The organism is Aeromonas sp. SCS5 (assembly GCF_001887375.1).
GTDB lineage: Bacteria > Pseudomonadota > Gammaproteobacteria > Enterobacterales > Aeromonadaceae > Aeromonas > Aeromonas jandaei.
In genome coordinates, this window is the sequence record NZ_LFCS01000020.1 from 25,882 (window position 1) to 51,436 (window position 25,555).

A 25,555-nucleotide genomic window follows, 5' to 3' on the forward strand; every position below is an offset into this window, starting at 1 on the left:
AAGATAAAAGGGGAACCGCGAGGTTCCCTTTTCATTCGCACCAGCGCCCCACGCCCTAACGGGGCACACGGATCCCGCCGGTCACCCCTTTGGGGCTGAACAGCACCTGCCAGAGCTGAATATCCCGCGCCCGGAATGCCCCGGCACAAGCATTCAGGTAATAGGTGAACATCCGGTAGAATCGCTCGTTGTAATACGACTTCAATTTCGGCCAGGCCGCATTGAAACGAGTCAGCCATGCCATCAGGGTGCGATCATAATCGGCACCGAAATTGTGCCAATCTTCCATGACAAATTGTTTTTCACTGCTCTGGGCTATTTGCAATATCGAGGGGAGACAACCATTCGGGAAAATATATTTATCAATCCACTTGTCCACATTCAAATCAGTTTTATTTGAGCCGATGGAATGCAACAGGAAAAGGCCATCTTCTACCAGATTATTGGCGACCACCTCAAAATAGGTCGCATAGTTTTTCGGCCCGACGTGTTCAAACATCCCGACCGATACAATCCGGTCAAATTGCTCGTTGAGGTCGCGATAATCCTGCAGACGGATCTCGACCGGCAACCCGGAACAGTTCTCCTGTGCCAGCGCCTGCTGCTCCGCCGAGATGGTCACACCGACCACCGACACCCCATAATGCTCGGCAGCAAAACGAGCCAGTCCACCCCAGCCACATCCGATATCCAGCAGCCGCATCCCCTTTTGCAGCCGCAGTTTTTCGCAAATCAGGTGCAGTTTATCGCTCTGCGCCTGCTCCAGATTATCGGCTCTGGCCCAGTAACCACAGGAGTACTGCATATAGGGGTCCAGCATCAGCTCAAACAGATCGTTGCCAAGATCATAATGCTCCCGCCCGACCTGCCAGGCACGTCTGCGACTCTGCCTGTTCACCAGTCGGCTGGTGAGTACATAGGCAATGTCGGAGAGGTGACGCGGAACACGCTCTTCAACTCCGGCCACCAGCAGGCGATAGAACAGCATGTCAAGCCGCGGGCAATCCCACCAGCCATCCATGTAGCTCTCACCCAGTCCCAACGACCCCTCTTTGATAACCCGGGAGAAAAAGAGGTGATTATTTATTTTGATATCATATGGCTGGGGGCCATTAATCGTCACACCGGCATATTCAAGCAGCTCTGCGACAATATTGTAATAGTGGCTTTCAGCTACGCACAATTCCAACTCTTGGGTTGCCATAACAATATTCCTTTTCGATTTTCAGATAATCCTCCTCGGCATATAAATAGCGACCAAAAACAACATAGGTGAAAATAAGGGAAAAGGATGCCCCGTCATCAACCATCAAATAATGGGATGAATCTATATGTCACCTGGTTGCTGCCGGCTAGCAAGTCATGCCGATGGCGGATCAACAGCTACAACGCAAATAGAGGAATGAACCGACCTTTGATACTGCCAGACTCATCCAATCAATGTTTGGCCCTCAGGCGACTGCCATCACCTCGCCAGCCGCCCGCAGCAGACTCTGGCGCCCTTGCCAGTAGCCCTGCAGATAGCCGGACTCCAGCTTGAGCTGATCACGGGTAAAGCGGGAGACCGGAAAACCGGCCGGTGGCGCGATCACCTCGATTTCGCAATCCGCAGGTGGCGTTTCGATAAAGTCGAGGGCGCGGTTGTAGGCCACATCCCGTGCCAGCATCGCCTGTGCCAGTGCAGGCTGGGTCTTGAGCAGCGCCTTCACCACCCAGCAGAAGCGGGCCGGCTTCTTGCGATAACCGCGCGGCTCGGAGAGCACCACCGTCATCCGCCGTGCCCCGCGTCGATAGGCCTCGATCACCGGGATGGAGTCGCTGATGCCGCCATCCGCCATGGGACGGCCATCGACAGAGGGAGTCTCGTGCTGCACCACCGGCAGGGCGCAGGTGGCGGTCAGCACCTCGTCCATGTTGTCGGGGCGCACCGGCAGGTAGACGGCTTCACCGGTCGCCACATCGGTGGTCACCGCATAGAAGGGAATGCGGCAGGCGGAGAAGGTGTCGAGATCGAGGGGAAAACGGTAACGACTGGTCCGCCAGAGCCAGCTGATATCCACCAGATCGCCCCCCTTGACGAAGCGCAGCGGGTCGAGAAAGTCGCTGCTGCAGGCCAGCTCGGTGATGATGTGATGGCTGCGGCGTGGCTGCTCGCTCAGGTAAGAGACCAGATTGGTCGCCCCGGCCGAGACGCCCATGACGAAATCGAACGGGTAGTGGTGGCTTTCCACGAAGGCATCGAGCACGCCACTGGCGAAGATGCCGCGCATGGCGCCCCCTTCGACAATGAGCGCGTTGGTAGCAGAAGAGAACATGTGAAGGCTCCGTCAGCGGTAACAAATCCGGGGCATGCCCCGATCGGTGATGGACGCCTTCATGCCGGACACCAAGACGCCTGAACTGGACGGTTCGGACAGTGTCGCTGCGCCGATACCGTGAAGCAAAGCCAGTATATGCAGCAGAAAATCATTCTAAAAATGAATTTAAATAATAAACATCATGCCACTTTGGAATGATTTGCACCGCAAAAAGGCCAGCCGCAGGGCTGGCCGTGTTTTCGCTTCACTCAGGGCAAGCCGGGGCCAAAACGCCCGGTCACCGGATCGTAGTGGTAGGCGTCGTAATCAAAGTCGATCCCTTTGAGCAGCGGATTGGGCAGCTCGAACAACTGCCGCTCATGGAGCCTGGCCTGATCGAGGGAGGGTTTGAAGTGGTGCAGCCAGAGCCGCTGCAGCGAGCCATCCTGCCACGCCAGCTTGAGCCCGGCCTGAATGCGCCGGATCCCCGCCTGATTCTCCTTGAAGGTGTAAAAGAGATGGAGGAATGGGTAGTGCAGGGCGATATGCTGCTCCACGGTGAGGCCGGGCAGATCCCGGTGCTGATCCAGTTCGATGAAGAGCTCGTTGGCGCCGCGGCAGAATAAGTCAGCCCGCCCGCGTGCCACCAGCTTGAACAGCCGCTCGTAGCTGTCCACCTCCTGCACCTGCAGACCCGCCGCCCGCAGAATGGCGGCATCCTGCCAGCCGCGCCCCTGCACGTTCTGGTACTGCTTGAGCTGCTCGAAGCGGGTCACCCCGGCAATCGCCTTCGCCTGCTGCGGGCTGACGAAGCAGATGCGGTAGCCGAGGATGCCGAGTTCCACCGGGAAGCGGACATAGTCGAGGGCCTCGCAGCTATCGGGCTGCGGCGTATCGACGGCAAAGAAGTTGGGGTAGAGGTTGGTCTGCAGCACCTGCCGCAGCCGGATCCGGTTCATCGGTGGTGCCGCCCGCAGCTCGTAGTCACCGAAGCTGTCGCGGGTCTTCTCCAGCGCCAGCTGCAGCAGCTCGCGAAAATAGATGGTGCGCTGATCCCGGTCGCTCTCCGGGCTGATATGGGTAAAGACGTCGCTCGCCCGCAGGGGGGCGACAAGAAGTGAGAGGCTGCACAGCAGCAAGAAGGACGCGAGGCGATGAAAGGTCATACTGCTCATCCCGGGAATACACGCTCACTAGAGTGTAGCGCCGGGATGGGCAGCCTTGTAAAGGGAAGCTCAGCCTACCAGAACATCCGGCCCAGCAGGGGCGCCAGCAGCACGGTCACCATACCGGCAATCATCATCACCATGCTGGAGACCACCCCCTCTTCGTTACCCATCTGATAGGCCTTGGCGGTGCCGGCGCCATGGGCCGAGGCGCCAAAGCCGGCGCCTTTGCCGAGACGACTGCGAATGGCCAGCACGGTGAGCACGCTCTCCCCCACCGCCATGCCGATGACGCCGGTCAGCACCACAAACAGCGCCGTGAGATCGCTCTGACCGCCGATGGCGCGGGTCGCCTCCACCGCAAACGGCGTGGTGATGGAGCGCATCGCCAGACTGCGCTGCAGCATGTCGGAGAGATCGAGCCAGCGGGCCAGCAGCACGGTACTCCCCACCGCCATGATGACCGAGGCGACCACCCCCACCGACAGCGACAGCCAGTGGCGACGAATGAGCTGGCGGTTCTCGTAGACCGGCACCGCGAAGGCGACGGTCGCCGGGCCCAGCAGCCAGAGCAGCCAGTGGGATTCCGCCATGTAGTCCTGATAGGGGATGTGGAACAGCAGCACCACGGCCACCAGCAGGGTCGGCGCCAGCAGCAGCGGCATCAGTGGCAGGATCCGCTTTTTGCCGTAGAGCCATTTGCTGGCGTAGTAGAAGAGCAGGGTGAGGGCGAAACAGATCAGCCCGAGCAGGGTATCAGACATGACGGCGACTCCGGCGGGCCAGTTTCAGTTCGAGGCGGTAAACCCGGTCCACCACCAGCGCCGTGGTGCCGAGTACCAGGGTGGTGCTCACCAGCAGCACCACCATGATGCGCCACCCCTCTTGCAGCAGCAGCTCCTGATAGTTGACCACCGCCACCACGGCGGGGACGAAGAAGAGCAGCATCTCCGCCAGCAGCCAGCGCGCACCGGCACTGAACCACTCGGCCTTGACTACCCCGAGCAGGATGCAGGCCAGCAGCAACAGCATGCCGGTGAGGTTGGCGGGCAGCGGCAGGTGGAGGGTTCGAACCGCGGTATCGGCCAGCAACCAGATGGCTGCCAGCAACACAATCTGGAAGGGAGTCTGTAACCAGCGCAGGGCAAGGGATTTCATGATTAAGGGTCTTTCTGTGAACTGGTTCACAGTATAGAGAGAGGCAAAACCTTCCAGAAATGAATTTAAATTATCAATTTCATGCCTGAAAGGAATGCATCACCCCTCCCGCAGCACGCGGCCAAGGTCGCGGCAGAGCTGGCGCAGGGTGCCGTTATCGAGGCCGGCATAGCCGAGCAGCCACCCCTCCCGATCCGCCTCTCCCAGATAGAAGGGGCGCAAGGGCCGCAATCCCAACCCCTGCCGGTTGGCCACGTTTGTCCAGCGCGCCTCGCCACCGGGAGGCAACAGCGCGCTGCACTGCAATCCGGCACCGGTGTGGATCGGGGTCAACTGCGGGCACTGTTCGGCCAGCTGGGCCAGTAGCAGATCCCGCCGGCTGCGGTAGAGCAGCCGCATCTGGCGTAGATGGCTGGCAAAGTAGCCCCCCTGCAGAAACTCGGCGGTCACCGCCTGCAACAGCTGGTTGCTGTGGCCGTCGAACGCGGCGCGCGCACGGGCAAAGGGCTCCAGCAGCGCCGGTGGCAGCACCAGATAGGCGAGGCGCAGCGAACCGAACAGCACCTTGCTGAAGGTACCCACATAGATGACCCGACCGCTGCGATCCAGCCCCTGCAACGAGGGAAGCGGCCGCTGGTCGTACTGAAACTCGCCGTCGTAGTCATCCTCCAGGATCCAGGCCTGCTCCCGCTCGGCGCGGGCCAGCAGCGCCATGCGCCGGGGCAGGCTCATCGCCATGCCGAGGGGATATTGATGGGAAGGAGTGGTGTAGATGAGGCGCGGCGCCGGATGATCGCCCGCCGGGTTGAGCCCCTCCTCATCCACCGGCACCGGATGGAGGTGCGCCCCGGCGGCCTGCATCGCATTGCGCGCGCCGAGGTAACCCGGCTCCTCCAGCCAGACCGTATCACCGGGGTCGAGCAGCAGCTGGGCGGCGAGCTGGATCCCCTGCTGGGAGCTGGTGAGCAGCAGCACCTGCTCCGGGTGGCAGACCAGTCCGCGCGACTGCACCAGATAGGCGGCGATGGCCTGGCGCAGGGCGGGCAGACCGGCCGGATCACCATACTGCATCAGGCGCGGCCCGTGCCGACGCCACTGCTGCTGCAACAGTCGCCCCCACAGCTCGCGGGGAAAGGCGAGCGTATCGCCCTGACCGCTGGCAAAACTGTGCGGGGTGCCCGTCTCCTCCTGACAGGCACCGCTGGCGAGGATCGCCGCACCGCGCCTGGACAGGGGGGCGCCACCGCGCTGGCGGCTGCGCGGCGCGGGCACCACCGCCAGCGCCACGAAGCTGCCCACGCCGACCCGGCGGGTCAGGTAGCCCTCCGCCTCCAGCCGGCCATAAGCCTGTTCGACCGTGCCGCGCGACAGGGAGAGATCCCGCGCCAGCACCCGGCTCGGCGGCAGGCGGCTGCCCTGCGGCAGGTGACCGGCGAGGATGGCATCGCGCACCGTGCGCACCAGCCGCTCCTGCACCGGCAGGCTGGCATCGTTCTCGGCAAACAGGGTTGGCAAGGCGCTCATTGGTCTACTCCATTCAGCAGAATTGGTACATCCGTGTGAACCATTATGCCGCTAGAGTGGAGCTCTGCCATCTGACAAGGAGTTAATCATGAGTCACGTTCGTTCCACCGGCCTGCTCTCGCCCGAGCAGGCCGCCATCTTCTTCGAGGCCCAGCTCGCCTGCCGCACTGATGCAGCCGATCTGGCCGCCGACCTGATGGCGGCAACGGCCGGCATCGTCGTCATCGACACCCGCTCGCCAGCGCACTACGCCGCCGGCCACATTCCCGGGGCCATCTCCCTGCCGCACCGGGAGATGGTGCCCGAGCGGGTGGCCGGGCTCGATCGCGATGCCATCTACGTCTGCTACTGCGACGGCATCGGCTGCAACGGCTCGACTCAGGGAGCTTACAAGCTGGCGCGCCTCGGTTTTCGGGTCAAGGAGCTGATCGGCGGCCTCCACTGGTGGCAGCGGGATGGCTTTGCTGTCGCGCTCGGCGACGAGCCGGGCCAGCTGGCCAACGAGGAGGTGCGCTGTGGCTGCTGAGATCAACGAGTTTGGCCAACCGCTCGGGCCGCTGGTCGCCGGCTGGGACGGCGCCCGCTTCCCCGACGCGCAACTGCTTGAGGGGTGGGGCTGTCGCTGCGAGCCGCTCGATCCGGCACGCCACGAAGCGAGCCTCTGGCAAGCCTTCGGCGAGGATGACGGGAGCCTTTGGACCTACCTCACCAGCGGCCCCTTCCCGAGCCGCACCGAGTGGCAGGGATGGCTGGCGCGTATGGCGGCGGGGCGGGATCCCCAGTTCTACGCCATCGTCGATGCCGCCAGCGGGCGCACCCTCGGGCTCGCCAGCTTTCTGCGCATCGACCCTCTCGCTGGCAGCATCGAGGTGGGCTGGCTCCACTTCGCCCCGGCGATGCGCCGCACCCGGCTCGCCACCGCCGCCATGGCGCTGATGATGAGACGCGCCTTCGCCCTCGGCTATCGCCGTTACGAGTGGAAGTGCAACGCCCTCAACCTCCCCTCCCGGCAGGCGGCGCTACGACTCGGTTTCACCTTCGAGGGGATCTTCCGGCAGGCCCGGGTCGACAAGGATCGCTCGCGCGATACCGCCTGGTTCTCGGTGATCGACAGCGAGTGGCCAGCCCTGCAGGCGACCCTTGGCCGCTGGCTGGACGATGCCAACTTCGACCAGAGCGGGCGCCAGCGCCTCTCCCTCTCGGCCCTCACCGCCGCCCTGCGCGGCAACTGAGTGCATACGGGCGGCCACCCTGGCCGCCCCACATTTTTCCAGCCATCCGATCGGCCAGCCTGTTTATCCCCTGCCCGCAGCACGCCTCACCCCGTTGAGAGGCTCAGATCCTTCATGAAATGAATTAGAATGAGTCATTTCATGCCATATTGGCATGATTAGAGCCCTTGTTATCCCGGGAGAGCCCATGGATATTCGCGCCCTGCGCTACTTTGTCGAACTGGTTCGGGAGCAGAGCTTCACCCGTGCCTCGGAGAAGCTGTTCGTCACCCAGCCCACCATCAGCAAGATGATCCGCAATATCGAGGAGGAGCTGGGCCTGCCCCTGCTCAACCGGGAGGGGCGTCGCTTTACCCTGACCGACAGCGGGCAGGTGCTGTTCCAGCGGGCCCAGACCATTCTGGCCGAGATGCAGCAGCTGGAGGCGGAGCTGGCGGATCTGCAGAGCCTGCAGCATGGCCGCCTCACCCTCGGCATTCCCCCCATGGTGGGTCACCTCTACGCTGATCTCATTCGCGCCTACCGCACCAGCTACCCCAAGGTGGAGCTGACGCTGGTGGAGTATGGCGGCCGCCTGATCGAACAGGCGGTGCTGGAGGGGGAGCTGGATATCGCTATCACCATGCTGCCGACCAAGGAGGGAGGCGCCCTCAACGCGCTAGATCTGGATCAATACCCGATCCGGGTCGTACTGCCGGACCAGCCACGCTGGCACGGCGATGCACCACTGCGACTGGAATCACTACAGGATGAGCCCTTCCTGCTCTATACCCAGACTCTGGCATTCACCCTGAGCGAACGGCTGGAGCAGGCGTGTCAGGAAGCTGGCTTTGTGCCGCAGGTGGCGGCACGCAGCAGTCAGTGGGATTTTCTCACCGCCATGGTGCGCAGCGGCATGGGGATCGCCTTTCTGCCGGAGCCGGTCTGCAATCGGCTCATACCAGACGGCCTGGTGTTGCGACCACTTGAGCTCGAGCTGAGCTGGCGACTCGGGGTGATCTGGCCGCGCGAGCGCTATCTGTCGCACACCGCCGAGGCCTGGCTGGAGCTCTGCCGCAAGTGGCGGGAGCCTCACTGATCGCCGAAGCGATCGGTGAGCGGATTGTAGAAATAGGGGCGGTAATCGAAGCTGATCCCCTTGAGAAAGGGGTTCTCCAGCTTGATCAGCCGCCGCTGCCGGGGGTGGGCAAAGGCGATGGCCGGGCCGAAGCTCTTGCGCCACAGCGCCTGCAGCGAGCCATCCTGCCAGGCGATTTGCAGCCCCTGCTCGACCCGTTTGAGCGCCTCGCGGTTGTTGGCGTTGGTATAGAAAACCCGGGGCAGCGGGTAGTAGATCATCAGGGCATCGTCGACCTTGAGACCCTCCACCTCGTCGTGGGTGAGCTGTTCGCTGCGCAGTTCGCTCACCCCGCGGCAGAAGAGATCGAAACGGCCACGCGCCACCATCTTGAACAGCTTCTCGTAGCCATCCACCTCCATCACCTCCAGCCCGGCGTGGCGCAGGATATCCACATCGAGCCACCCCTTGCCCTGACCGAAGGTGAAGCGGCGCAGGCCCGCAAGATCGGTCACCTGCCTGACTGCCGCCTGCTGCTGCGGACTGACAAAACAGATGCGGTAGCTGACGATCCCCAGATGCACCGGGAAGCGGGCATAGGCCAGCCCCAGCCCCTCGCGGGTGCTGCTGTAACTGTCCATGGCAAAGAGATTGGGGAAGCTGTCGAGCAGCATGCTGACCCGCTCGCGGGCCTTGGTCATGGGAGGCGCAGCCTCCATCACATAGTCGCCAAACTGGTCGCGCGTCTTGTCGAGGGCGAGGCGCAGCAGCTCCCGATCGTAAGTGGTGCGCGGATCCCGCTCGCTCTCGGGACTGATATAGGTAAAGCGGGTCACCGCCTCGACCGCCAGCGGGAGCAGCGCAAGCAGGCTGGCCACCAGCTGCGCCAGCCACCGTCCTGCAAACCGCTCTGCCGTTCCATAGCTTATCGCTCTCATCCCTGATCCCCTACCCGGTGAGTTTGTCTGAAAGTGGCCACATAGTGCCGATAGGCGGGCGAGTTGCGCACCGCCTCGATGGCATCCCACACCTGCTGGCTCTCATGCGGATGGCTCTGGCGGAAGGCGTGGGAGAAGACCAGATAGTAGGGTTTCTCCACCAGCACCGGCGCCAGCCGCTCGATCTGCCCTTGCAGGTCGGGATGGGCCGCCAGCAGGCTGTCGGCCACTTCGGTCTGCAAGGCGGTGGCGGCGGCCCGATCCATCACCAGCTTTTTCAATATGATGAGCGGATCCCGGCTGGAGTCATCTACCTCGACTCCCGCCCCCTGCAGGAACTCGACGATGGAGAAACCGGACTGGGCCGCCACTATCCCCTTGACCCTGAGGGTGGTGCCATCCCACTGGCTCTTGCCCCCCTTGAGCTGATAGAGGCTGTAGCTTTCGATGAGCAAGCGCTTGTCGGGATCCGGCTTGTCACCGCGCATCGGGTAACTGCCTATCTTGCTCGCCCGCTCCGCGCTATAGCTCATCTTGAAGGCAGCATCCATCTGGCCGCTGCTCACCAGCGAGAGGCAGCGCTTCCAGGGGAGTGGAGTCATCAGGATTTCGATGCCAAGGCGCTCTGCCACCAGCTTGAGGTGATACTGAACGATCCCCTCCCCCGACTGCAGCAGCCAGGGGTAGGAGTCGCTGTTTTCAAAACAGGAGTGCAGGGTAAAGGCAGGGGTAGCACTACCCGTGGCGGGGAGAAGCAGCACTGCGCACAGCAGGGATCTGACAGATGCTCGCATGGGGCCATATCCTTGGCAGCCAGTCTCCTTCCACTATACCAGCCAGCCCGCTACCGTGCCGTGGCGGCAGCGTCAGGCCGTGCGGGGCATCACTCTTCGTCGCTGACTCTTCACCGATTACTCTTCGCCGATGGGAGCGGCAATCCACTTCATCAAGGTCAGCATATCCTGCGGCGCCACACCGACCGAGAGGCCGCGCTTGCCGCCGCTCACCAGGATCTCGTCAAATTGCATGGCCGACTCGTCGAGCACGGTGGGCAGCAGCTTCTTCTGGGCCAGCGGACTGATGCCGCCCACCTTGTAGCCGGTCAGCTTCTCCGCCTCCGCTGGTTTCATCATCTCCACCTTCTTGAGGCCGGTCGCCTTGGCCAGCTGTTTCAGGCTGCACATGCCGGATGAGGGCACGATGGCCACCACCGCCTGTTTGTCGTGGTGGGCGATCAGGGTCTTGAATACCTGTGCCTCCGGCAGCCCGAGCTGAGTCGCGGCATGCTTGCCGAAATCGTCGTGAGCTTCGCACTCGTAGGGGTAGAGCTTGTGGGGGATCTTGAGCTTCTTCAGCAGGTTGATGGCAGGAGTCATGATGGTTGCCTTGAATCGAATCACATAAAAACAAGGCCAAACAGTCTGCGCCTCACAATAGGGTGATGCAAGTCGCAAGGGCAATTTGGGGCGCGCCGAGCCACCGGACAGTGCCTTTCCAACAGCGCCCCATGCTATCCTCAGCCCCCGATTTCACCGATATTCGCCCCCATTTCCCATGCAGATCGAGCTTGTTAACCTTACCCCCGAAGAGACCCTGAGCCCCGGCGGGCTGGCCCTGCAGCAGCGGGTCATCAACTCGCAACCCGCCTTCAATCTGGCGCTGGGCGGCCCTGCGGCGCTTTCCCTCAGCGCCATCCGGCAGGATGCTGAAGCCGTGCTGGCCGCCGGCGGCCGCTATCTGGTCATTCGCAGGCAGCAAGAGGTTGTCGGTATCGCCCATCTGCTGGCCAACAACCCCTTCGATAAGCATCCCTGGATTGGTCTGCTGGTGATCGACAGCGAAATGGCGGGAAAAGGAGTGGGGCGCAATGCCGTCAGCCAGCTTTTCCACCATCTGACACGACTCAACCCGGCGCCGGTTCGTCTCTGCGTTCAGCTGAGCAACCCTGCCGCCCTCGCCTTCTGGCAGCGCTGCGGCTTCGAGCAGATCGAGGAGGATCTCGACGAGGAAAATCGCCCCATCGCCATTTTGCAGGCCATCCCGCATAACGGCGCGAACCCGCGCTGAGCCGGGTTACAATGGCGCCCATCGTATCGGTTACGCCCGCCACCCGGGCGCCACCCACCATAGGTAACGAGGTTATATGACCCGATCACGCTGGCTACCGACGGGAATGTCCCTGCTCGTCCTCCCTCTGCTCCTCACCGGCTGCGCTCACCAGCCCGATGCAGAGGAGTACCAGAGCAAGGTGGATACCCTGATCAGACTCTGCACGGAAGAGACACTCCCCAACTCTCAGGCAAGGCCCGAGGGATTCGACCTTGAGCAGCATCTGGCCGAACTCAGGGCCGAACGACTGCAGCTCACCCGCCAGCTGGCCACCCCGGCAGGGCAAGCCGCGCTCACCGCTAGCCTGAAAACCAGCGAAGACGATCTCGACATCCTCTGTCTGAAACAGGCACTGCAGCAGAGCCAGTAATCGAGCCGACCAAGGGAACACCAGAAACAGAAAGGGCGCCTGATGGGCGCCCTTTGTCTCTGTGATTTTAGATATCAGCGATCAACCGGTGTTGCGCATGCCTGCCGCGATACCGGCGATGGTGACCATCAACGCCTTGTCCAGCTCGGGGTGCAGGGTCTCCGGGTGGTTGCGGGAGCGATTGAGCAGCTCGGCCTGCAGCACGTTGAGCGGGTCCGTGTAGGGGTTGCGCAGCTTGATGGACTCCTTGATCCACGGCTGATCCTCCAGCAGATCCCCGCGCGGGCTCAGCTTCAGCACCACTTCGATGGATTCGGCAAGCTCCTGACGCAGCTGTTTGCCAAGGCCCCACAGCTCCTGCGGCACCAGACGGGTGTCGTAGTACTCGGCGAGCCAGACGTCCGCCTTGAGGAACACCATCTCCAGCATCTCGAGGCGAGTGCGGAAGAAGGGCCACTGGGCGCTCATCTCCTCCAGCACGGCCAGCTTGCCGTCGTCGATCGCCTGCTGCAGCGCCTTGTGGGCACCGAGCCAGGCCGGCAACATCAGGCGGTTCTGGGTCCAGGCGAAGATCCACGGAATGGCGCGCAGGCTCTCGACGCCGCCGTTGGGCTTGCGCTTGGAGGGACGGGAGCCGAGCGGCAGTTTGCCAAGCTCCATCTCCGGGGTGGCGGCACGGAAGTAGGGGACGAAGTCCGGATGGCCGCGCACGATACTGCGGTAGTGATCGCAGGAGACGGTCGCCAGCTGCTCCACCACTTCACGCCAGCACGCTTTCGGCTTGGGCGGCGGCAGCAGGTTCCCTTCCAGCACGGCACTGGTGTAGAGCTCCAGACTCTTGATCGCCACTTTCGGCAGGCCGAACTTGAAGCGGATCATCTCGCCCTGTTCGGTGACGCGCAGGCCACCGCGCAGGGATCCCGGCGGTTGTGACAGGATGGCTTGCTGGGCCGGCGCACCGCCACGACCGACGGTACCGCCGCGGCCATGGAACAGGGTGAGGCGCAGATTGTTGGCCTCGGCCAGCGCCACCAGTGACTCCATGGCGGCGTACTGAGCCCAGCCGGCGGCCATCATGCCCGCGTCCTTGGCGGAGTCGGAGTAGCCGATCATCACGTACTGACGGCCCTGGATATAGCCGCGATACCAGTCCACCGACAGCAGGCGCTCCATCACGGCGGTGCCCGCCATCAGGTCTTCCTGAGTCTCGAACAGCGGGGCGACCGGCATGCGGAACTTGCAGCCAGCTTCTTTGAGCAACAGCTGCACCGCCAGCACGTCGGACGGGGCACCTGCCATGGAGATGATGTAGATACCGAACGCATCGGGATCGTGCTGGGCAATCACCCGGCAGGTCTCGATGGTTTCGCGGGTCTCGTCACTCGGCTCCCAGTCGTTGGGGATAAGCGGGCGGCGGGAGTTGAGTTCGTTGAGCAGGAAGGCCTGCTTGTCATCCTCGCTCCACTCTGCGTAGTCGCCCATGCCGAGGTAGCGGGTCAGCTCGGAGAAGACCTGGCCGTGGCGCTCGCCATCCTGGCGGATGTCCAGCTTGACCAGATGGATGCCGAAGCAGGCGATCTTGCGCAGCACATCCAGCAGCATGCCATCGGCGATGTTGCCCATGCCGCAGGCGTGCAATGAGTGGTAGCAGAGCTCCAGCGGCTCGCGCAGCTGGGCGGTGGTCTTGACCAGATCCCGGCTCTCGCTCGCCTGCCCCTGCACCTTGGCGGTCAGGTACTCCTGAGTTTCGCGCAGTTGTTCGCGCAGCTCGCGCACCAGCGCGCGGTAGGGCTCCGGGTGATCGCCGACCCGCTCGCGCACGGCATCGGTGCAGTCGGACATGGAGAGCTCGGAGGTGAGCTCGCGGATGTCCTTGTAGAACAGGCTCACCGCCATCCAGCGGCCCAGCTCCAGCACCTCGGCAGTCACCTTGGCGGTGACGAAGGGGTTGCCGTCACGGTCACCGCCCATCCAGGAGGTGAACTTGACCGGCGCGGCATCCAGCGGCAGCCGCACACCCAGATGGTGTTGCAGACGCTCGTCCAGATTGCGCATGAATTCGGGGATGGCCGGCCACAGGCTGTTCTCCACCACCGCAAAGCCCCACTTGGCCTCGTCCACCGGAGTCGGGCGCTGTTCGCGGATCTCGTTGGTGTGCCATGCCTGATTGATGAGCTGCTCGATGCGATTGAGGATCTTGTCACGCTCACGGGGCAGCAGGTCAGAGAGCTCCAGCGCTTCGAGGCAGTCGTTGAGCTGCACATGCTTGTGGATCAGGGTGCGACGGGTCACCTCGGTCGGGTGAGCGGTCAGCACCAAATCGATATCCAGCTCGCGCACGGCCTGAATGATGGCCTCTTGCGACAGGTTGGAGGCTTTCAGTTTGTCGAACATCTGCTCCAGCGGATCCGGAGTGCAGACCTGCTCTTCGCAGCGACGGGAGATGGTGTGGAACTGTTCGGCCACGTTGGCCAGATTGAGGAACTGGCTGAAGGCGCGGGCCACCGGCAGCAGCTCGTCGTCGCTCAGGGTGCGCAGGGTATCAAGCAGACGTTCCCGGTCTGCCTCATTGCCTTTGCGGGAAGATTTGGCCAGTTGGCGAATGGTTTCGATCTTGTCGAGGAAGGCCTGACCCTGATGGTCCTTGATGGACTTGCCCAGCAGCTGACCCAGCATGCCTACGTTGGCGCGTAGTGCGGCGTACTTTTCGTTCATTCCACATCCTTATCTTGTTGGTGCCTGACACCCATCCGGGGTGCGAGACGACCTCACTTATTGTTGTGCGATTACAACATATGCTCCGTCATCTTAGGGTGACAATCTACCCAGATTGTCTGCGCAAGGTCAAATAACAGGCCGATTCAGAAGATGTATTTCCCTCACCACTCCCGCACCGGCTTGTTATGTAACTTACTTACAGCTTTGACCCCCTTTGCTGCCCTTTTCAGAGGCAGAAGCGACGAACCAGATGCTGCAATACCGCAGTGGTGGGCTTGACGAAGGAGAGATCCAGATACTCGTCAGGCTGATGCGCCTGGGTGATATGGCCGGGCCCCATCACTATGGTCTCGCAGCCAAGCTGCTGGATAAACGGTGCCTCGGTGCAGTAGTTGACCGACTCGGCGGCGCGGCCGCTCGCCTTCTCGGCCTCACGTACCAGCACAGAGTCATCGGCGCAGGCGTAGGCGGGAATGGGTTCGTGCAGGTGCTGCAGATGCAGGCAGCCCGGCTGGTGAATTTCGATGGGAGAGAGCGCCTCTTTGAGCATCCCCATCAGCTCGTCCGGTCCCACCTGCGGGGTCGGTCGCAGGTCGATGTGCAGCTCGCAGCAGCCGCAGATGCGGTTCGGGCTGTCGCCCCCCTGAATGTAACCCAGGTTCAGGGTCGGCTGCGGCACGGCAAAACGGTGGTCGGCATAGCGATCTTTCAGATCCTGCTGCAAGCGCAGCACCTGCCCCATCGCCTTGTGCATGATCTCCATGGCGTTGACGCCGTTGGCGGGATCCGAGCTGTGACCGCTCTTGCCGGTAATGCGGATCGCCTCCGACATATGCCCCTTGTGGGCCACCACCGGCACCAGCCCGGTCGGCTCGCCAATCACCGCGTAGTCGGGTTTCAGTTCGGCAGCCGCAGCGATGGCGCGGGCCCCCGCCATGGTGGTCTCTTCATCGGCAGTGGCGAGGATGCGCAGTGGCTTGGTCAGCTTGGTGAGATCGATTTCTTTGAGCGCTTCCACTATGAAGGCGAAGAAGCCCTTCATATCGATGGTGCCGAGGCCATAGAGGCGGTTGCCCTCTTCCGTCACCTTGAAGGGATCCTTGCTCCACCCCCCCTCATCGAACGGCACCGTATCTGTGTGACCCGCCAGCAGCAGTCCGCCCTCACCCTGACCGATCGTCGCCACCAGATTGAACTTGCCCGGCAGTTCGGGGAGTGCCGTCACCTCACACTGAAAACCGAGCTGACCGAACCAGTCGGCCAGCAGCCGGATCACCGCCTCGTTGCTCTGATCCCACTTGGGATCCGTGCTGCTGATAGAGGGGATCGCAATAATATTCTTGTAGAGTGAAAAAAAATCCAGATTGGCCATCAGCTCCTCCTTGCTTCCCCAAAACGTTTCTGTTAGAAAATACAAATGCAATGCGAATGCATGAATATTCTGTCTTTTTGCCAGGATAAGCAGCTCGCCAACAAAGGCTTCTAGTTGTAAGGGAAAGTTAATGTTCTGTCACCTGATCTATAACCGACGACACACACCCGCCTGAATTGCCCCTCCGCACTTGTGCACAGGGGCGATCGAACACCCTTGTGTACCTCAGCACCACGCTGTGAATCTCGAACTCTGATTGGAATATTCAAACATGCTCAACACCGTTATCGTCGGTGCCAGTGGCTACGCGGGAGCCGAACTGGCCGCACTGGTACAGAACCATCCACAACTCAAGCTGTTCGGCCTCTATGTCTCCGCCGGCAGTCAGGATGCCCACAAGCGCTTCTCATCCCTGCATCCCCAGTGGGTCGGCGCCCTCGATCAGCCGCTGCTGCCGCTGGACGAGGATGGCATGACCCGGATCCTGACCCAGGCTGATCTGGTGCTGCTGGCCACCGCCCACGAGGTGAGCGCCGAGCTCGCCCCCAAGTTTCTCGCCAAGGGGCTGCCGGTGTTCGATCTCTCCGGTGCCTTCCGCGTCAAGGATCAGGGCTTTTACGACAGCTTCTACGGTTTCACCCACCAGAGCGAACAGTGGCTGGATCAGGCCGCCTACGGTCTGGCCGAGTGGAATGCCGATGCCATCGCCAGCGCCCAGCTGATCGCCGTGCCGGGTTGCTACCCGACCGCATCGCTGTGCGCCCTCAAGCCGCTGCAGCAGGATGGCCTGATTGCCAAGGGGTGGCAGCCCATCATCAACGCCGTCTCCGGGGTCTCCGGTGCCGGGCGCAAGGCAGCCATCAACACCAGCTTCTGCGAAGTGAGCCTCAATCCCTACGGAACCTTCAATCACAGACACCAGCCGGAGATCAGCCATCACCTCGGCAAGGAGGTGCTGTTCCAGCCCCACCTTGGCAACTATGTGCGCGGCATCCTGGCCACCATCTATGTGCAGCTGGCGGACGGCGTCACCCCCACGCAAGTGGATCAGGCCTTCCTCAAGGCTTACGAAGGCAAGCCGCTGGTGCGCCTCACCGGCCAGATGCCCTCTATTCGCGGTGTGGCAAACACCCCCTACTGCGATATCGCCTGGCAACAGCAGGGCAACATGCTGGTGGTGGTCTCTGCCATCGACAACCTGCTCAAGGGCGCAGCCTCGCAAGCCATTCAGTGCATAAATATCAAATTCGGATTTGAACCGGCCACCGGCCTGATTTAAGGACTTAGGAAGGATCTCGAACATGGACAAACAGACGTTGGTAATCAAGCTGGGCGGCGCCCTTATCGAGAACGACGAGGCGCTGACCGCCCTGTTCGCCACCCTCAAAACCTTTCTCGACGATCAGCACCGTCCGCTGGTGCTGGTACACGGCGGTGGCTGTCTGGTGGATGACCTGCTCAAGGGGCTGGGTCTCACCTCCACCAAGAAGAATGGCCTGCGGGTGACCCCTTTCGAGCAGATCCCCTTTATTGCCGGTGCGCTGGCCGGGACCGCCAACAAGCAGATGATGGCCAAGGCGATCGCCACCGGCATTCCGGCGGTGGGGCTCTGTCTGGCAGATGGCGGCCTGTGTCAGGTGACCCAGCTCGACCCGGATCTCGGCGCAGTCGGCGAGTGCAAGCCGGGCAACCCGGCACTGGTGGCGGGCATCCTCGGTCAGGGCTTCCTGCCGGTGGTGAGCTCCATCGGCATCACAGCCGACGGGCAACTGATGAACGTCAACGCGGATCAGGCGGCCACCGCCATTGCCGAGGCGCTCGGTGCCGATCTGGTGATGCTCTCCGACGTGAGCGGCATCCTCGATGGCAAGGGCAAGCTGGTGCCACAGCTCGACAAGCTCACCGCAATGGATCTGATGGAGAAAGGGGTGATCCGCGATGGCATGGCGGTCAAGGTAGAAGCCGCCCTGCACGCCGCCCAGACCCTCGGCAAGCCGGTCTGTGTCGCCAGCTGGCGTTACCCGGATCAGCTGCTCAAGCTGCTGGCTGGCGGCGCCGTCGGCACTCAAGTGGCTATTTGATCTCCACCGGAACAAGGAACATCCGATGCAACATCTTCTGAAAGACAGTGATCTGAACAAAGCCCAAATAGAGGCACTGATTGCGCTGGGCAAAGCGGTCAAGGCCGACCCGAAGAAGTACAGCCAGGCGCTGGCGGGCAAGAGCGTGGTCACCCTGTTCGAGAAGCCCTCCCTGCGCACTCGGGTCACCTTCGACATCGGCATCGCCAAACTGGGCGGCCACAGCGTCTATCTGGATCAGCAGAACGGCGCGCTGGGCAAGAGGGAGTCGGTGAAAGATTTCGCCGCCAACCTGTCCCGCTGGTGTGATGCCATCGTCGCCCGGGTGTTCGATCACCAGACCCTGGTCGAGCTGGCAGCGCACGGCACAGTGCCGGTGGTGAACAGCCTGTGCAACCTCTACCACCCCTGTCAGGGGCTGGCCGACTTTATGACCATTGCCGAGCACTACGGCGACCTGTCGAAGGTGAAGCTTGCCTACCTCGGTGATGGCAACAACGTCAGCCACTCTCTGCTGCTGCTGGGGGCGACCCTCGGCACCGACGTGACCCTGATCTGCCCGAAAGGCCACGGCCCGGATACCCAGATCTTCCTGCAGGCGCAGGCACTGGCGGCCAAGTCGGGGGCGACCATCCACATCAGCGATGACGTGGCAGATATTGAAGGGTTCGACGTGGCCTACACCGATACCTGGGTCTCCATGGGCGACAACACCCCGATGGAGCAGGTCAAAGACCTCTTTATGCCTTACCAGATCAATCAGGCCCTGCTCGACCGCACCGGCATTGCACATGTGCTGCACTGCCAACCGGCCCACCGCGAGCTGGAGATCACCTCGCAGGTGATGGATGGCCCCGCCTCCCTCATCATGGACGAGGCCGAAAACCGGATGCATATCCAGAACGCCGTGTTGCTGACCCTTCTCGGCAACAAGTAACGCGGCACTCAACCTGAATCACGACACCTTTATTGAATCATCATTGAATCATCATCGAATCATCATGGAGAGAAGTAAAATGAGCGGAATCAACAAGATCGTACTGGCTTACTCGGGTGGACTGGATACCTCGGCCATCATTCCCTGGCTGAAAGAGCACTATGACGCCGAAATCATCGCCTTCGTGGCCGACGTCGGTCAGGAGCGTGACGATCTGGAAGGGATCGAACAGAAGGCGATCGCCTCCGGCGCCACCAAGTGCATCATCAAGGATCTGCGCGAAGAGTTCGTCAAAGAGTACGTCTACCCGACCCTGAAGACCGGCGCCGTCTATGAGGGCACCTACCTGCTGGGCACCTCCATGGCCCGTCCGGTGATCGCCAAGGCGATGGTCGAGGCCGCGTTGGCGGAAGGGGCCGATGCCATCTCCCACGGTTGCACCGGCAAGGGTAACGATCAGGTGCGTTTCGAAGGTGCGGTCGCCGCGCTGGCGCCCCAGCTGAAAGTGATCGCCCCGTGGCGGATCTGGGACATGCGCTCCCGGGAAGATCTGCTCTCCTATCTGGAGACCCGCAACATCCCCTGCAAGGCGACCCTGAAGAAGATCTACAGCCGCGATGCCAACGCCTGGCACATCTCCACCGAGGGTGGCGAGCTGGAGAGCACCTGGAACGAACCGTCCGAAGCGGTCTGGCAGTGGACCGTACCGGCCGAACAGGCACCGGATCAGCCGGAGTACGTCAAGCTGACCGTGGCGCAGGGTGAAGTGGTGGCCGTTGACGACCAGCCGCTCAGCCCGCACCAGATCCTGATGACCCTGAACGAGCGTGCCGGCAAGCACGGCGTGGGCCGCATCGACATCACCGAAAACCGGATGGTGGGCATGAAGTCCCGCGGCTGCTACGAAACCCCGGGCGGTACCGTGATGGTCGCTGCGCTGCGCGCCGTGGAAGAGCTGGTACTGGATCGCCCGACCCGCGCCTGGCGGGAGAAACTGGGTGCCGAGTTCTCCCATCTGGTCTATGACGGTCGCTGGTTCACCCCGCTGTGCAAGGCGATCCTCGCCTCTGCCAACGCCATCGCCGAAGATCTGGACGGTGAAGTGGTGCTGAAGATGTACAAGGGTCAGGTCACCGCGGTGCAGAAGAAGTCGCCGAACAGCCTCTACTCCGAAGACTTCGCCACTTTCGGGGCCGATGAAGTGTATGACCAGAGCCATGCCGAAGGCTTTATCCGTCTCTACACCCTGGCCAGCCGGATCCGCGCCATGAAGGAGCAACATCAGGCTATCGGTGGCGACCACACCCACGGTTAAGCAAGCGCGATAACCCGTTGATTCCATTGAGGGGGCATGGCCCCCTCTTCTATAGGCCGATTATGGTCCCTTAGCCACCATCGGCAGGTGTGACAAGAGCGGCAGCGCCCCGGCCGCTTCTGTGAGATAACAGGCTCGCAGAAAAACAGGGCACGATTTCAAGCTCGGCGGCCAGGGCGCCGCCGACAACGCATTCAAGGAGAGCAGTATGGCACTTTGGGGTGGACGCTTCAGTCAGGGAGCCGATAGCCGGTTCAAGCAGTTCAACGATTCGCTGCGGTTCGATTACCGGCTGGCGGAGCAGGATATTCAGGGCTCCATGGCCTGGGCCCGCGCGCTGGTGAAAGTGGGGGTCTTGACTGCCGATGAGCAGGGCAAGTTGCAGCAGGCGATGGAGGTGCTGCTCGCCTCGGTGCAGCAGGATCCTCGGCAGATCCTGAGCTCGGACGCCGAAGATATCCACTCCTGGGTCGAGAGCCAGCTGATTGCCGCCGTCGGCGATCTCGGCAAGAAACTGCACACCGGCCGCTCGCGCAACGATCAGGTCGCTACCGACCTGAAACTCTGGTGCAAGGCGCAGGGCGAGCTGCTGCTCGGCTCCATCACAGCTCTGCAGCAAGGGCTGGTCGATTCGGCGCGTGCCAATCAGGCTGCCGTGCTGCCGGGTTACACCCACCTGCAGCGGGCCCAGCCGGTCACCTACGCCCACTGGGCGCTGGCCTATGTGGAGATGCTGGAGCGGGACTACTCCCGGCTGCAGGATGCCCTCAAGCGCCTCGACACCAGCCCGCTCGGCTGCGGCGCGCTGGCAGGCACCGCCTACGCCATCGACCGCGAAGCGCTGGCGCTCGACATGGGCTTTGCCGGCGCCACCCGCAACAGTCTGGATTCGGTCTCCGATCGGGATCACGTGGTGGAGCTGATGCACGTGGCGTCCCTCTCCATGACCCACCTGTCGCGCTTTGCCGAAGACCTCATCTTCTACAACACCGGTGAGGCGGGCTTTGTCGAGCTCTCCGATGCGGTGACCTCAGGCTCCTCCCTGATGCCGCAGAAGAAAAACCCGGATGCGCTGGAGCTTATTCGCGGCAAGACTGGCCGGGTCGTCGGCGCCCAGATGGGCATGTTGATGAGCCTCAAGGCGCTGCCACTGGCCTACAACAAGGACATGCAGGAAGACAAGGAGGGGCTGTTCGATGCCCTCGACACCTGGCACGACTGCCTCGATATGGCGGCGCTGGTATTGATCGATCTGAAAGTGAATGGCGAACGCACCATGGCGGCGGCGCAAGGCGGCTACGCCAACGCCACCGAGCTGGCGGACTATCTGGTGGCCAAGGGGATTCCATTCCGTGAAGCGCACCATATCGTCGGCGAAACCGTGGTATTCGCCATCAGCGTGGGCCGTCCGCTGGAGGAGCTCTCCATCGGCGAGTTCCAGCGTTTCAGCCCGGTGATCGAGTTCGACGTCTACCCCAATCTGGAGCTGGAAGCGACCCTGGCCAAGCGGGTCGCCAAAGGCGGCGTCGCCCGCGAGCAGGTTGAGGCAGCCCTGACTGCCGCCGAAGCTTGGCTGGCCAAACGGGTGGGTTAAGCCACGATGATCGTTACCTGACATTGAACAAAAATGGCAACCAATGGTTGCCATTTTTATGGTAAATAACGAATTCAATTCAGGATAAGTAATGGAGAAATTAGATTGAACAACAGATTTCGCTTATGCTTTTCAGTTTTACCAAACTAGCCTGTTGGTAATAACTTTTTCCGCATCAATGCATTTTGTAATATCACACCACGACGAACAGGATATCTCCGCTCTTCCACCTGAAAACCATGATATGAAAAAAAAGGCTCAGCGGTTTTGCTTACATCAGCCGTTAATTCGAAAATACCTTGCTCCTTGGCGCTTTCATGAATACGCGTCATCAACTTGGTTCCCACACCCTGCCTAGCGTAATGTCCAGCCACAAAGAAATGATCAATATAACCATTTGGCTGAATATCTGCATACCCGGCAATGTCACCATCAATTTCGGCTACAAAAGGCTTCAAAGCCCTTATGTGGTCAGCCCACAGTTCTGGAGATATATTATCAGGAGCCCACGCTTGAATCTGTTCAGCGGTATAGTCGCATGAGGCTATATCGTGCACTGCCGACAAGAAAATGCTAAATAATCGAGTTTCATCACCAGCTTTATATTTCCTTATCTCTACACAGCTTCGGTTAACAGTCATATCAGCGCACCTGCTTAGCATTACTACATTTGGTTTGATAACTAAAACTCCCGCTGGAATTATCGCATTCTTTATAGCTGTTTTTAACTCACGCACTGGCATTTAGCAGCTTGCCAACCCCATCTCCCTTGCCATTGGGCAGGGTCTGTTTAAAGGCGCCGAGCAGCTGATCGAGGTTGAGATGGCTGGCACCGAGGGAATCCTTGAGGGTATCGAGCTCGCTTTGCAGCGCATCGAGGCGTGTACTCTGGGTACCGCTCGCCAGCAGGTTGCGGGCGCTGTCGATGGCTGCGGGAAGGGATTGGCCACCATTCTCCTGCCCCAGAGTCTGCATCAGCTCCCCCATAAAGTGGTTGATGGCCGAGCGGTTCTGCTCGCTGTCGGCATCCTTGATACCAAGTCGCTGGAACAGGCTCTGGACGGTCGGGGCAAGGTGCTCCTCCTGTACGGCAGGCTGCACGGGCTGGGGTTTGCTACTGCTGCCAAGCAGCTGGCTGCCCAGCTTGAGGGCGATCGAGGCAAGGGGAAGCAGGCTGCTGATCATGATATCTCTCCGCGACAACGACCCTTGATGGTGTTGCCAGGAGGAGTGCATAAGCGGGGCCAGAATTTAGTGAACAGCGCAGGACGAAACCAACTCATTGAGTCACCGAATGATTTGAATCGCCGCCTTGTGTTCGGGCATTTCAACTGAAGTAATAACAAGAGAGCCGGGCGGCCAGCGGCTGCCGCTGCAGATCGAAGCGGCAAAGGAGCATTGCCGCAGCAAACCGGAGGCGGCAGGGCTCCACTTCGCTATATGCCAGTACATGCCCGCCATCCCCTTGATTACGTCATTTTTAATTCATAAAACTTATGGCTATTAAGATCATGTAAATTTTCTTATCTAACATGTTCGCGCAAGATGGCTCTCAAACCGGATTTGCCGTCACCGCTATGCTGGCCGGCAGCCGCCTTCTCCCTGCCTTTTTCGTTTATGGAGTCGCTATGTCCCTGATCACCCCGCATATCTCCCCCGAAGTCAGCCAGTTGGCTCCCGGCTTTCGCGCTTTGAGCATCACGGTGCAGGCCGCCGCCGTGGTCGACCCGAACGTGGGCGCGCGCGCCCTTGATAAAGCCTGCAGCGCCATGCTGACCGCCGATGTGCCGTGGGCAGAGGCGCATCTCGCCGCCTGGGGCGATCTGTTCAGAAAGTTCGGCGCCAAGCCGCAGCGGACTCCCTGTTCCGCCGAGGCTCTGAGAAAGCGGGTCGCCCGCGATGGCAACCTGCCGGCCATCGACCCCGTGGTCGATCTCTACAACGCCATCAGCATCCGCTATGCCATTCCGGTGGGGGGCGAAAACCTGCTCGCCTATGAGGGGTTGCCGCGACTGGTGGTGGCCGATGGCTGCGAGCTGTTCGATACCATGAAGGGAGGCGAGCCGACCCACGAACCGGTGGAGCCCGGCGAGGTGGTCTGGCGGGATGACAAGGGGGTCACCTGTCGGCGCTGGAACTGGCGGCAGGGTGTGCGCACCAGATTGAGTATCGATTCGGACCAGATGTGGTTCATTCTGGAGAGCCTGCCCGAGATGCCGCTGGCTGCGCTGCATGAGGCGGGGGAAAAACTGATTGCCGGGCTGCGGGAGATGATGCCGGAGGCGGTGATCGCGCAGAACCTGATCGGCCATAACGAATAGGCGATTTTCGTCAGCAGGATACAGAGAGGGGCGCCGCAGCGCCCCTCTCTCATTTCACTCTGCTCAGCCCAGCAGCATATAAAGCTGGTGCGCTGCCACCCCGGCGCACAGGCCGCCGACCGTGTGGGCGACAATGGCGCGGGAGGTGAGATGGCGATAGCCGAGAGCATCGAGCATGGCGGTGTGGGTGCTCAAAAAGCCGCTCCAGCACATCCCCATGGCGGTAAACACCGCGACCTCGTTGCCGGTGATCCACCCCTTGGCAATAAAGGGGGGCACCAGCGACATGGCGGCACCGACCGCGCCGAGCGAGGTAGCCGGGAAGGCGACCAGCTCCGGCTGCTGGAAGCCAAACAGCAGGTCAAACAGCCAGCTTACCTTGGCAGCCAGCACCGGCAGCAGGGCAACCCCCTGGAACGCTTCGCCGGTATAGCCCTTCTCCCCCGGGCCGAAGGTCAGCAGCATGACGAAGGTGCTGATGATCAGCACCCCCGGGATCACCGCCATCCCCAGCTCCACGCCAGATTTGCCGCCATCGAGCAGAGAGTTGAGGATCCGCAGCCAGCCGGGAGCCGCCTCTTTGGTCACTCCCACCTTGGGGCCGTTGCCCGCAGGCTGGTCATCGATCAGCACTTCCCCCACCAGTGGGCGAATCATCCGCTGCATCAGTCGGGTAGAGACCACCGAGCCCACCAGAGCACCGAGCAGCCCGATCAGCGCCGCGCTGGCGGTGGATTCACCGCTCGGCAGTTGCAGGGTGGCCATAAAGGTGACCACGATCAGCCCCATGCCGAAGGCGGTGCCGAAGTTGGTCAGCGACACTAGCTGCCAGGGGGTGAAGCCCTTGCGAAAGCGGCTGTCCTTGGCGAGGCTGATCACCGCCGGGTTGTCGGAGAAGAAGGTCATCAGGGCCGCCAGCGCGGTGCGACCGGGCAGGCGAAACACCGGCTTCATCAGGGGGGCCAGCAGCACCTCCAGCAGGCGGATCACCCCGAACTCGCTCAAGAGCTGGCTCAGGGCACCGGAGAGCACCGTGATCCCCATAATAAAGAGCACGGTATTGAGCAGCAGCTGGTGGGCGGTATTGAACAGAGTGTTGACCATGGCAGAGAGGCCCATCTGGCTGCCGAGGTAACCGAACAGGCTGCCAAGAATAAGCAGCACCAGCACGGGTTCCATCCAGTTCCTAATGGCGGCAAGTCGCCCCTTTGACTCTATAACTACATGATTTTCCATATCTATCCTGCGGTTCATCTGTGCGTGTGTGGTTGTTTTTATGGTTAAAAAATGGCTGCGCCAAATAGAAAAAAGCCCTTGTCTTGCGACAAGGGCTTTTTGAATTGGCTCCTCCTACTGGACTTGAACC

The 25,555-nt window shown here is 61.5% G+C and carries 25 protein-coding genes; 11 read left to right on the plus strand and 14 right to left on the minus strand.

All coding sequences use genetic code 11. The features are described 5' to 3' along the window. Positions 1 to 55: 55 nt before the first annotated feature. From cfa to BS300_RS19940, 6 genes are all read right to left on the minus strand, one after another. Positions 56 to 1,204 carry a cyclopropane fatty acyl phospholipid synthase gene (gene cfa, locus BS300_RS19915; protein WP_071914849.1) on the minus strand — a complete coding sequence of 383 codons (1,149 nt, stop codon included), beginning with the start codon at positions 1,202 to 1,204 and terminating at the stop codon, positions 56 to 58. A gap of 247 nt (positions 1,205 to 1,451) precedes the next feature. Further along, positions 1,452 to 2,315, minus strand: a complete 864-nt coding sequence (locus BS300_RS19920; protein WP_071914851.1) for a patatin family protein — start codon at positions 2,313 to 2,315, stop codon at positions 1,452 to 1,454. A gap of 251 nt (positions 2,316 to 2,566) precedes the next feature. Then, complete coding sequence (locus BS300_RS19925; RefSeq protein ID WP_071914853.1) at positions 2,567 to 3,463, minus strand: hypothetical protein; 897 nt, start codon at positions 3,461 to 3,463, stop codon at positions 2,567 to 2,569. A 74-nt stretch (positions 3,464 to 3,537) separates the two neighbouring features. Next, positions 3,538 to 4,227 carry an LrgB family protein gene (locus BS300_RS19930; RefSeq protein WP_041210813.1) on the minus strand — a complete coding sequence of 230 codons (690 nt, stop codon included), beginning with the start codon at positions 4,225 to 4,227 and terminating at the stop codon, positions 3,538 to 3,540. Further along, positions 4,220 to 4,621 carry a CidA/LrgA family protein gene (locus BS300_RS19935; protein WP_041210812.1) on the minus strand — a complete coding sequence of 134 codons (402 nt, stop codon included), beginning with the start codon at positions 4,619 to 4,621 and terminating at the stop codon, positions 4,220 to 4,222. Before BS300_RS19935 ends, BS300_RS19930 begins: the two co-directional genes overlap by 8 nt. Before the next feature lie 99 nt (positions 4,622 to 4,720). Next, positions 4,721 to 6,145 carry a PLP-dependent aminotransferase family protein gene (locus BS300_RS19940; RefSeq protein ID WP_071914855.1) on the minus strand — a complete coding sequence of 475 codons (1,425 nt, stop codon included), beginning with the start codon at positions 6,143 to 6,145 and terminating at the stop codon, positions 4,721 to 4,723. Positions 6,146 to 6,233: 88 nt separating this feature from the next. Here BS300_RS19940 and BS300_RS19945 point away from each other — a divergent pair, with 88 nt between their 5' ends. The 3 genes from BS300_RS19945 (at position 6,234) to BS300_RS19955 (ending at position 8,455) form a co-directional block, all read left to right on the plus strand. Beyond that, positions 6,234 to 6,671 (plus strand): rhodanese-like domain-containing protein, encoded by a 438-nt coding sequence (locus tag BS300_RS19945; protein ID WP_071914857.1) that lies wholly within the window; start codon positions 6,234 to 6,236, stop codon positions 6,669 to 6,671. Then, positions 6,661 to 7,377 (plus strand): GNAT family protein, encoded by a 717-nt coding sequence (locus BS300_RS19950; RefSeq protein WP_071914859.1) that lies wholly within the window; start codon positions 6,661 to 6,663, stop codon positions 7,375 to 7,377. Before BS300_RS19945 ends, BS300_RS19950 begins: the two co-directional genes overlap by 11 nt. 187 nt (positions 7,378 to 7,564) lie before the next feature. Beyond that, the gene (locus BS300_RS19955; RefSeq protein WP_043851567.1) at positions 7,565 to 8,455 is read left to right on the plus strand and encodes a LysR family transcriptional regulator; all 891 of its coding nucleotides are present in this window, start codon (positions 7,565 to 7,567) and stop codon (positions 8,453 to 8,455) included. On the opposite strand, the gene BS300_RS19960 is transcribed toward BS300_RS19955, so the two are convergent. The 3 genes from BS300_RS19960 to ybaK form a co-directional block, all read right to left on the minus strand. Then, a complete protein-coding gene (locus BS300_RS19960; protein ID WP_071914890.1) occupies positions 8,449 to 9,324 on the minus strand; it encodes a hypothetical protein in 876 nt (291 codons plus the stop codon). The genes BS300_RS19955 and BS300_RS19960 overlap by 7 nt on opposite strands. Positions 9,325 to 9,368: 44 nt before the next feature. Further along, positions 9,369 to 10,166 (minus strand): transporter substrate-binding domain-containing protein, encoded by a 798-nt coding sequence (locus BS300_RS19965; RefSeq protein WP_071914861.1) that lies wholly within the window; start codon positions 10,164 to 10,166, stop codon positions 9,369 to 9,371. A gap of 117 nt (positions 10,167 to 10,283) precedes the next feature. Continuing rightward, the gene (gene ybaK, locus BS300_RS19970) at positions 10,284 to 10,748 is read right to left on the minus strand and encodes a Cys-tRNA(Pro) deacylase (RefSeq protein WP_033115917.1); all 465 of its coding nucleotides are present in this window, start codon (positions 10,746 to 10,748) and stop codon (positions 10,284 to 10,286) included. Positions 10,749 to 10,926: 178 nt separating this feature from the next. Here ybaK and BS300_RS19975 point away from each other — a divergent pair, with 178 nt between their 5' ends. Together BS300_RS19975 and BS300_RS19980 are read left to right on the plus strand one after the other, a co-directional pair. Further along, entirely contained in the window at positions 10,927 to 11,439 is a 513-nt protein-coding gene (locus BS300_RS19975) for a GNAT family N-acetyltransferase (RefSeq protein WP_071914863.1), read from the plus strand. Between the two features lie 76 nt (positions 11,440 to 11,515). Continuing rightward, the gene (locus BS300_RS19980; protein WP_143241862.1) at positions 11,516 to 11,851 is read left to right on the plus strand and encodes a hypothetical protein; all 336 of its coding nucleotides are present in this window, start codon (positions 11,516 to 11,518) and stop codon (positions 11,849 to 11,851) included. Between the two features lie 81 nt (positions 11,852 to 11,932). On the opposite strand, the gene ppc is transcribed toward BS300_RS19980, so the two are convergent. Both ppc and argE read right to left on the minus strand, forming a co-directional pair. Next, the gene (gene ppc / locus BS300_RS19985; protein ID WP_071914867.1) at positions 11,933 to 14,566 is read right to left on the minus strand and encodes a phosphoenolpyruvate carboxylase; all 2,634 of its coding nucleotides are present in this window, start codon (positions 14,564 to 14,566) and stop codon (positions 11,933 to 11,935) included. Positions 14,567 to 14,795: 229 nt separating this feature from the next. Then, on the minus strand, positions 14,796 to 15,941 hold the full coding sequence (gene argE / locus BS300_RS19990) for an acetylornithine deacetylase (protein WP_071914869.1): 1,146 nt from the start codon (positions 15,939 to 15,941) through the stop codon (positions 14,796 to 14,798). A 271-nt stretch (positions 15,942 to 16,212) separates the two neighbouring features. Here argE and argC point away from each other — a divergent pair, with 271 nt between their 5' ends. The 5 genes from argC (at position 16,213) to argH (ending at position 21,868) form a co-directional block, all read left to right on the plus strand. Beyond that, positions 16,213 to 17,220, plus strand: a complete 1,008-nt coding sequence (gene argC / locus BS300_RS19995) for an N-acetyl-gamma-glutamyl-phosphate reductase (RefSeq protein WP_071914871.1) — start codon at positions 16,213 to 16,215, stop codon at positions 17,218 to 17,220. 22 nt (positions 17,221 to 17,242) lie between these two features. Then, complete coding sequence (gene argB, locus BS300_RS20000) at positions 17,243 to 18,022, plus strand: acetylglutamate kinase (protein ID WP_071914873.1); 780 nt, start codon at positions 17,243 to 17,245, stop codon at positions 18,020 to 18,022. A gap of 25 nt (positions 18,023 to 18,047) precedes the next feature. Continuing rightward, complete coding sequence (locus tag BS300_RS20005; RefSeq protein WP_071914875.1) at positions 18,048 to 18,959, plus strand: ornithine carbamoyltransferase; 912 nt, start codon at positions 18,048 to 18,050, stop codon at positions 18,957 to 18,959. A 79-nt stretch (positions 18,960 to 19,038) separates the two neighbouring features. Beyond that, the gene (locus BS300_RS20010; RefSeq protein WP_033115910.1) at positions 19,039 to 20,274 is read left to right on the plus strand and encodes an argininosuccinate synthase; all 1,236 of its coding nucleotides are present in this window, start codon (positions 19,039 to 19,041) and stop codon (positions 20,272 to 20,274) included. Positions 20,275 to 20,482: 208 nt separating this feature from the next. Beyond that, positions 20,483 to 21,868, plus strand: coding sequence for an argininosuccinate lyase (gene argH, locus BS300_RS20015; RefSeq protein WP_071914877.1), 1,386 nt, complete (start codon positions 20,483 to 20,485; stop codon positions 21,866 to 21,868). 146 nt (positions 21,869 to 22,014) lie between these two features. Here the strand turns inward: argH and BS300_RS20020 are convergent, their stop codons facing one another. Together BS300_RS20020 and BS300_RS20025 are read right to left on the minus strand one after the other, a co-directional pair. After that, complete coding sequence (locus BS300_RS20020) at positions 22,015 to 22,509, minus strand: GNAT family N-acetyltransferase (protein WP_071914879.1); 495 nt, start codon at positions 22,507 to 22,509, stop codon at positions 22,015 to 22,017. Between the two features lie 88 nt (positions 22,510 to 22,597). After that, the gene (locus tag BS300_RS20025) at positions 22,598 to 23,053 is read right to left on the minus strand and encodes a hypothetical protein (protein WP_071914881.1); all 456 of its coding nucleotides are present in this window, start codon (positions 23,051 to 23,053) and stop codon (positions 22,598 to 22,600) included. A 443-nt stretch (positions 23,054 to 23,496) separates the two neighbouring features. Between BS300_RS20025 and BS300_RS20030 the strand changes: the two genes are divergently transcribed. After that, the gene (locus BS300_RS20030) at positions 23,497 to 24,189 is read left to right on the plus strand and encodes a B3/4 domain-containing protein (protein ID WP_071914883.1); all 693 of its coding nucleotides are present in this window, start codon (positions 23,497 to 23,499) and stop codon (positions 24,187 to 24,189) included. 63 nt (positions 24,190 to 24,252) lie between these two features. On the opposite strand, the gene BS300_RS20035 is transcribed toward BS300_RS20030, so the two are convergent. After that, complete coding sequence (locus BS300_RS20035; RefSeq protein ID WP_071914885.1) at positions 24,253 to 25,425, minus strand: nucleoside recognition domain-containing protein; 1,173 nt, start codon at positions 25,423 to 25,425, stop codon at positions 24,253 to 24,255. Positions 25,426 to 25,555: the final 130 nt, after the last annotated feature.